Annotated in this window: 6 protein-coding genes and 1 pseudogene; 4 read left to right on the top strand and 3 right to left on the bottom strand. The window is 68.3% G+C overall.

Annotated elements, in window-relative coordinates:
- The first annotated feature begins 186 nt into the window (after window positions 1–186).
- Complete coding sequence (locus tag J1C73_RS32115; RefSeq protein WP_207319444.1) at window positions 187–339, top strand: hypothetical protein; 153 nt, start codon at window positions 187–189, stop codon at window positions 337–339.
- Between the two features lie 43 nt (window positions 340–382).
- On the opposite strand, the gene J1C73_RS32120 is transcribed toward J1C73_RS32115, so the two are convergent.
- Window positions 383–1,717, bottom strand: coding sequence for an aspartate aminotransferase family protein (locus J1C73_RS32120; protein ID WP_207319445.1), 1,335 nt, complete (start codon window positions 1,715–1,717; stop codon window positions 383–385).
- A gap of 89 nt (window positions 1,718–1,806) precedes the next feature.
- Between J1C73_RS32120 and J1C73_RS32125 the strand changes: the two genes are divergently transcribed.
- Window positions 1,807–2,556 carry an SDR family oxidoreductase gene (locus J1C73_RS32125; protein WP_207319446.1) on the top strand — a complete coding sequence of 250 codons (750 nt, stop codon included), beginning with the start codon at window positions 1,807–1,809 and terminating at the stop codon, window positions 2,554–2,556.
- Between the two features lie 39 nt (window positions 2,557–2,595).
- Here J1C73_RS32125 and J1C73_RS32130 read toward each other — a convergent pair.
- Window positions 2,596–3,069 (bottom strand): annotated as a pseudogene (locus J1C73_RS32130) (DUF6309 family protein); the annotation flags it as partial.
- Window positions 3,066–3,866, bottom strand: coding sequence for a phytanoyl-CoA dioxygenase family protein (locus J1C73_RS32135; RefSeq protein WP_207319447.1), 801 nt, complete (start codon window positions 3,864–3,866; stop codon window positions 3,066–3,068). The pseudogene J1C73_RS32130 and the gene J1C73_RS32135, both read right to left, overlap by 4 nt.
- 340 nt (window positions 3,867–4,206) lie before the next feature.
- Between J1C73_RS32135 and J1C73_RS32140 the strand changes: the two genes are divergently transcribed.
- Together J1C73_RS32140 and J1C73_RS32145 are read left to right on the top strand one after the other, a co-directional pair.
- Window positions 4,207–5,265 carry a vWA domain-containing protein gene (locus tag J1C73_RS32140; protein WP_207319448.1) on the top strand — a complete coding sequence of 353 codons (1,059 nt, stop codon included), beginning with the start codon at window positions 4,207–4,209 and terminating at the stop codon, window positions 5,263–5,265.
- 365 nt (window positions 5,266–5,630) lie between these two features.
- Window positions 5,631–6,998, top strand: coding sequence for an MBL fold metallo-hydrolase (locus J1C73_RS32145; RefSeq protein WP_207319449.1), 1,368 nt, complete (start codon window positions 5,631–5,633; stop codon window positions 6,996–6,998).
- The last annotated feature ends 71 nt before the right edge of the window (window positions 6,999–7,069 follow it).

The raw sequence follows: 7,069 nt of genomic DNA on the forward strand, positions 1-7,069 counted from the left end.
AACTACCGGCCGCGCGGCCGGCGAACGGCAGGAGGGCCCCTGGAAACCGCCTGAGCGGGTGGGGCCCTCCCCTCACAGGGGGGCGGTCTGCCGTACGCCGGCCAATCCGGTGGCGGTGACCCCGGGCCCAGCGCCTGGAATTCCTCCGACGCCCTCGCGGTGCCGGAGGCGTTCGCGGAACCGGTGATGGAACGGCAGGTCGACGCACCGATCACCACGGTCGCGGATGCCGGGCGCTGGATCCAGCGGCGCAACGGCCAATGGCACCAGGAGGTTGCCTACGGATTCGCGCTCGCGGACGGTACCGGCACGGCGCTGGGGAGTGCCGAAGAGCGGTGATCCGTGCCGGGGCCCGACCGCCCACCAGACCCCGGCACGTCTTTCACAGCACGCCGAAGGCGCCTTCCACGGCCTCGCACGTGGCGTCCAGGTCGTCCTCCGTGACGGTGGCGGCGACGAACCAGCAGGCCATGCCGTAAGCGTTGGTGTGGATTCCGCGTTTGAGGAGTTCGTGGCGGAACGCGTTGTAGCGGGCCTGGTCGGTCAGCAGCAGGTCGCGGTACTGCCGGGTCGGTGCGCCGTCAGCGGTGAACACGGTTTGGAACATGGCGCCGACGCCCTGCACCGAGCAGGGGATGTGCCGGTCGTGGGCGGCCCGCCGGATCGCCTCCATGATGCGACGGCCGCTCTCGTCGATCCGCTTGGTGACGTCCGGCTGGTTCAGCTGCCGGAGGGTCACCAGCGCGGAGGTCGCGCACAGCGGTGAGGCGTTGTAGGTCCCGCCGTGCTTGACCTGCCCCTGCGCCAGGGGTTCCATCACGTGCCGCTGCCCGGCGAAGGCGGCGATCGGGACGCCGCCCCCCAGCGCCTTGGAGAAGACGGCGATGTCCGGCACGACCCCGAACATCGTCTGGGCGCCCCCCGGGCCGGTGCGGAATCCGGTACAGACCTCGTCGAAGACGAGCACGATCTCGCGGCGCGTGCATTCCTCACGCAGCAGGTTCAGGAATCCCGGCGCGGGCATGGTGCAGGCGTTGTTGGCGACGATCGGCTCGCAGATGACGGCGGCGAACTCCCCGCGGTGGGCGTCCAGTACGGCGCGGAGCGCGGCGGGATCGTTCCACGGGCAGACGACCACGTCGTCGATGACCCCCGCCGGAATACCGGGGGAGTGGGGTACGGAGTGCGGGGTGGCGTAGGGACCGGCCTCGGAGACGGCGGGGCGGTTGGATATGGCCAGGCTGTCGGTCCAGCCGTGATAGTGGCCCTCGAACTTGAGGATCTTCGAGCGGCCGGTGTACCCGCGGGCGGCGCGCACGGCCCCTTGCACCGCTTCGCTCCCCGAGTTGGCGAAGCGGACGAGCTCCGCACACGGCACCATGTCGCACATCAGCTCGGCGAGTTCCACCTCGGTGGTGTTGCAGGTGCCGAACATCGTGCCGGTGTGCAGGACCGCGGTGAGCGCCTCGGTGAGCTGCGGATTGGCGTGTCCCAGCACCGCGCTGCCGTAGGAGATCAGGTAGTCCAGGTACTCGTTGCCGTCGATGTCCCGGATGCGGGCACCGGCCCCCTCGGCCATGTAGAGCGGATAGGGGTGCGGGCCGGTCGATGTCAGCCGGGAGGACGAACTGATGCCGCCGGCCAGCGATGCCTGGGCCCGGTCGAACCAGGCCCGACTGCCGTCGGACCCACCCAACGCCGGAATATGGCCATTCATGTGCGGCTCCTGTTTGGTTGAGGGGTGCTCGGGCACGCTCGGAGAGCCCTTCGTGCGCGGGGCTTCCCTGAGGAGAGGTCGGGTGGATCGTGGCTGCGAGAACGGCTGTCGTCACGGGGGCGGGAAGCGGAATCGGGCGGGCGTGCGCGCTGGGTCTGCTGGCGGACGGCTGGACGGTGATCCTGGTGGGCCGGCGCAAGGAAGCGCTGGAGGAGACGGTGACGCTCACCCCCGCCGCCGAGCGTCCCCGCGCGGTCCCGTTCTCTGCTGACATCACCGATCCCGCGGCCGTCGAGGACCTGTTCGGATACGTCGTGGACCGGTTCGGGCGGTTGGACGTGCTGTTCAACAACGCTGCCGACACCATGCCGTACACCCCGACCGAGGACGTGGGCATCGAGGACTGGCACCGCGTGATGGACTCCATCGCCACCGGAACCTTCCTGTGCTCCCGCGCCGCCTTCCGGGTGATGAGGCAGCAGACACCGTGCGGCGGACGCATCATCAACAACGGCGCACCTTCCGCTCAGGCTCCCCGGCCCGACTCCATCGCCTTCACCGCCGCCAAACACGCGGTGGCCGGGATGACCCGCTCGTTGTCCCTGGACGGCCGGCGCCACGACATCTCCTGCGGCCAGATCGACATCGGCAACGTCACCCCGCAGGACCGGCCTCAGCCGGCCGTCCTGCAGGCCGACGGGTCACGTCGGGTGGAACCCACCATGGACGTGCGGCACGTCGTCGACATGGTGCGGGCCATGGCCGGCCTGCCCCTCGGGGTGAACATCCAGTCCGTCCTGGTCATGCCCAGCGCCATGCCCTACGTGGGCCGGGGGTAGTCCCGCCACGTACGCCTCGAACCAGTTGCCGGGCAGCAGGTACCCAGCCAGGGACCAGGCGATCATGCGGTGCAGCCCGTCCAGGTGGATCAGTCCCTCGCGGACCGTCAGGGACTCGTAGTCACGCCCCTTCACGGCCCGTGTGGTCAGGAACAGGGCGAGGTGAGCGGCTGTGCTCTGACGGGCGAGTTTGGACGCGCACAGCGGATTGGTACGCGTGTACGAGTTGTCGAGCGACGCGAGCCGGTCCGCCGCCGCGGCCACGGTCAGCCCGGTCCTGGGGATGAGTTCCACCTCTCCGTCCTCGCCCAGGTGCCAGGGCAGTACCACGTTCCGGATCTCCGGCCCTTCCAGCAGGACCCGGTGCCAACGGCCGCGATGTTCCAGTTCGGCGTTACGGATGTGTCCCTCGGCCTCGTCGTTTGAATTGGCCTGGTCGGACGCGTCGAAGGGGTGCTCCTTTTCGAAGCGGTCCATGATCGCGTCGAACCGTACGGCTTCCAGAACTCTCATCCGCTGTGCCTCTCCGCCCTTTCGTACTCGCTGAAGTGTCGCTCCGCGAAGAGCTCCGGCCGCCCTGCTCCCAGACCACGTGACCGGGCCACCGCCAGCACCTGTCGCCAGTAGGGCTTGACCGGCGGCCACAGGGCCCCCGTGCGGCAGTAGGAGCCGTCGATCATGTATCGCGGGTCGCTGTCCGCCCGGGGCGCCGACGCAGCCCGGCGGGTGTGGAAGAGCGCCGAGTGGAGTACGACGGTCGACCCCGGAGGCATGTCGTCGATGACCACTTCGCCCGGCAGCACGCCCGTGCCCAGGTGGCTGCGGGCGTTCTTCTCGGCGACCTCCAGGTGCGAGCCCGGCAGCACGACCAGGCCACCCAGTCCGGGCTGGAGCCCGCCTATGTAATGCAACGCGTGGATCATGGGTAAGTGCCGGTCGCGCTGGGGCTGTTGCTCGTAGTCGTGATGCCAGCTCTTACCGGCTCCACCGGCCGTCCTCCGGTCGCTGTGCAGGTGGTGGAAGACGAAGGACTCGCCGAGCAGTTCGGGGCTGCTGAGCAGGTCCATCAGCGGCGGGTACACCGCGAGCTCGCCGTGCGCCTCAAGATCCAGCTCGACCATCCGGGGTGGTCCGGCCTCCGAGTCCGCACAGGCGTCGACCGACTTCTGACGCCACCCTGCCTCCACCCACTTGTTCACCTCCGGCACGAGACGCTCGACGAGTGCGCCGGGCAGGAAACCCGGCAATACCAGGAAGCCCTCCTTGGCGAAGTCTTCCACCTGGACCTCGATGGCACGGGTGTCTCTCACGTGTTGGAACCCCCCGGTTCACTCGGCTGTCGCCTCACGGATGCCGCTGTGCCCGGCGGTTTTCTGTCCCAGGTCCGCATGAGTCATGCCCATGGGGTGACTAATTGGCCAAAAGCAGGTGCCCGGAGGGTTCGTTGCGGGATGTCGTGGGTTCTGGCGGGTCGGCCGATGGTGTTCCGGGAGCGGCGTCGGCCAGGGGTGGCGCACCGTCGGCGGGTGTCTCCGGCATTCCGGACGCGTGACCGGACGCGCGCTGGTAATTGAGCGTCAAACTCCGTTGTCAGTGGGTCCCCATAGAGTTGAGGCATCACTCGGGGAGCCTCGGAGAAGGAGCAGAATGGTGTCCGCCAACAAGATCCAGCACAAGGTGAATCACGTCGCGCTGGTAGTGGACTGTTCGGGTTCCATGCGCCCGCACCAAGGTCAGCTCATCCGCGTCGTCGACGAGTTCGTGGCGGGTCTGAAGGCCGAGTCGGACAGCCTCGGTCATGAGACGCGGATCAGCCTCTATTCCTTCGACCACAAGGTGGAGAACCTGGTCTGGGACATGGACGTGAAGCATTTGCCGTCCATGCGGGGTCTGTACAGGGTCAACAATGGTGCGACGGCTCTCATCGAGGCTTCTTTGAAGTCCCTGGATGATCTGGGCCACATCTGGGAGGAGTACGGCGAGCACAGCTTCCTTCAGATCGTGGTGACGGACGGCGAGGAGAACGCCTCCGGCGGTGACAGGCGGCACGACGGCGACATGGCCGTCCTCGGCCCCTGGCTCGACAGGATCGCGGGGAGGATGGGCGGCCTTCCGGGTCACTGGACGTCCGCGATCCTCGTGCCGAACTCCCTGGCGAAGCGCACCGCTCAGAACTACGGTTTCCCGGCCGGAAACATCGCCATCTGGGACGCGGACTCCCAGGAGGGTGTCGAGGAGGCGATCGGCACCGTGCGCGCTGCCGCCACCAGCTTCCTCCGGGGTCGCGAGCAGGGCGTGCGCGGCACGAAGAACCTGTTCGCCGTCGGCCAGGACATATCGGTTGACGAGGTGCGGGCGAACCTCGAACCGATTCCGGCCGACAAATACCGGCTTCTGAAGGTCGACAAGGAGGTCGAGATCCGCCCCTTCGTCGATTCGCATCCGGGTGTCACGTACGAGCGCGGTTCGTGTTACTACCAGCTGGGAACCCGGGCTCAGGTTCAGCCGAACAAGGAAGTCATCGTGGTCGAGAAGGACACCGATCGCGCCTATACGGGAGACGCGGCGCGCAGCCTTCTGTTCGGCACGGGTATTCAAGGGACCGTCTCGGTGAAGGCGGGGAACAATCCCAAGTTGGAGGTGTATGTGCAGAGCCGTTCGGTGAACAGGAAGCTCAAGCCGAAGACGCGTCTGCTCATCATGCTCTGAATTGCGAGTAGTTCAAGTGGAGAGCAGAGAGCAGAGAGCAGAGAGCAGAGAGCAGAGAGTAAAGAGCGAAGAGTGATGAGTGAGATGTTTCCGGCCTGACTGCGGCGCGGTCGAGTTGGACTCCCGTGCAACGCCGTGAAGCTCCTGGTGGGTGATTCCTTGGTGAGGATCACCGTATTCGCCAGGGGCTTCACGTGTGTCGCCTGTCGGTCGCGTCCGTTATATCCGTGGTGTCCTGACTGCTTCCGGGCCGGGGTCGCTCCGCCCTTCTGGTGGCCGAGGCCTGAGGAATACCCCTGGGGGTATCACTGTTACAGTGAGATGAAGATACCCCCCGGGGTAAAACGCAATGGAGGGAGTCAGCCGTGTTCTTCGTGGACACCCTGGAGACCGAGGGCCTGGGCAACCGCAGCTATCTCGCAGGCGGGGCCGCCACGGCGGTGGTCGTCGACCCGCCGCGCGATGTGGAGCGAGTCGTGGCGGCGGCGGCCGGGCGCGGGGTGCGGATCGCGTACGTGGTGGAGACGCACATACACAACGACTACGTCACCGGCGGTCTGGAGCTGTCCCGGCTGACCGGCGCGCAGTATCTGGTGCCCGCGGCGGCCCGGGTCTCCTTCGACCGGGTCCCGGTCGCCGACGGCGACAGCGTCGCCGTCGACAGCGGTCTGAGCCTGCGGGCGCTGGCCACTCCCGGTCACACCCCGCACCACACGGCCTACGTACTGGTCGAGGACGGGCGGGAGGTGGCCGCGTTCACCGGTGGGTCGCTGCTCATCGGCACGGTGGGGCGTCCCGACCTGGTCGAGCCGCGGCTGACCGAGCAGCTGGCCCGCTCCCAGCACGCCTCCGCCCACCGGCTGGCCGGCGAACTCCATGACGACGTGCGCGTGCTTCCCACCCATGGCTTCGGGAGCTTCTGCTCCTCCTCCCAGGCCGAAGGCGATGCCACCACCATCGGCAAGGAGCGGACCGGTAACGACGCCCTGACCCAGGACGTCGACACCTTCGTGGCGCAGATGCTCGCCGGGCTGGACGACGTGCCCGCCTACTACGCGCACATGGGCCCGGTCAACGCGGACGGTCCCGCGCCGGTGGACCTGACCCCGCCCAGGGCCGCCGACGGCGAGGAGATCGCGCAGCGCCTGGCCGCCGGGGAATGGGTCGTCGACCTGCGCAGCCGTACCGCGTTCTCGCAGGGGCATGTGGCCGGGACGTTCAACTTCGAGGCCGAGGGCAAGCTCGCCACCTATCTGGCCTGGCTGATCCCGTGGGGCAAGCCCGTCACCCTGCTCGCCGCATCCGCCGAGCAGCTCGCCGAGGCCCAGCGGGAGCTGGTGCGGGTCGGCATCGAGCGGCCCGCTGCCGCCGCCACGGGTGAGCCGTCCTCCTGGCTGCGGACGGGCGATGACCTGCGCTCCTTCCCCCGCGTAGACTTTGCCACCCTGAAGCAGGCACTCGACCGCGGTGACGACGTCGTGGTGCTGGATGTGCGTCGCGACTCCGAACGCGCCGACGAGCACGTGCGGGGATCGGTGCACATCCCCCTCCATGAACTGCACAGGCGCACCGGCGAGGTCCCGACCGGAGTGGTGTGGGTGCACTGCGCCGGCGGGATGCGCGCGGCGATCGCCGCGTCCCTGCTCGACGCCGGAGGCCGTGACGTGGTGGCCGTCGACGACGGCTTCGACGCCGCCCGGAGCGCCGGTCTGACCGTCACCGCCGGCAGCTGAACCCCGTGAGCAGAAAGCGACGATGACGATGTTCCTCTTCCGGCGCGGCCCCGGCCGCCTCACCCCCGACC

Origin of the sequence: Streptomyces laculatispora (genome assembly GCF_017353455.1) — a bacterium.
Taxonomy (GTDB): domain Bacteria; phylum Actinomycetota; class Actinomycetes; order Streptomycetales; family Streptomycetaceae; genus Streptomyces; species Streptomyces laculatispora.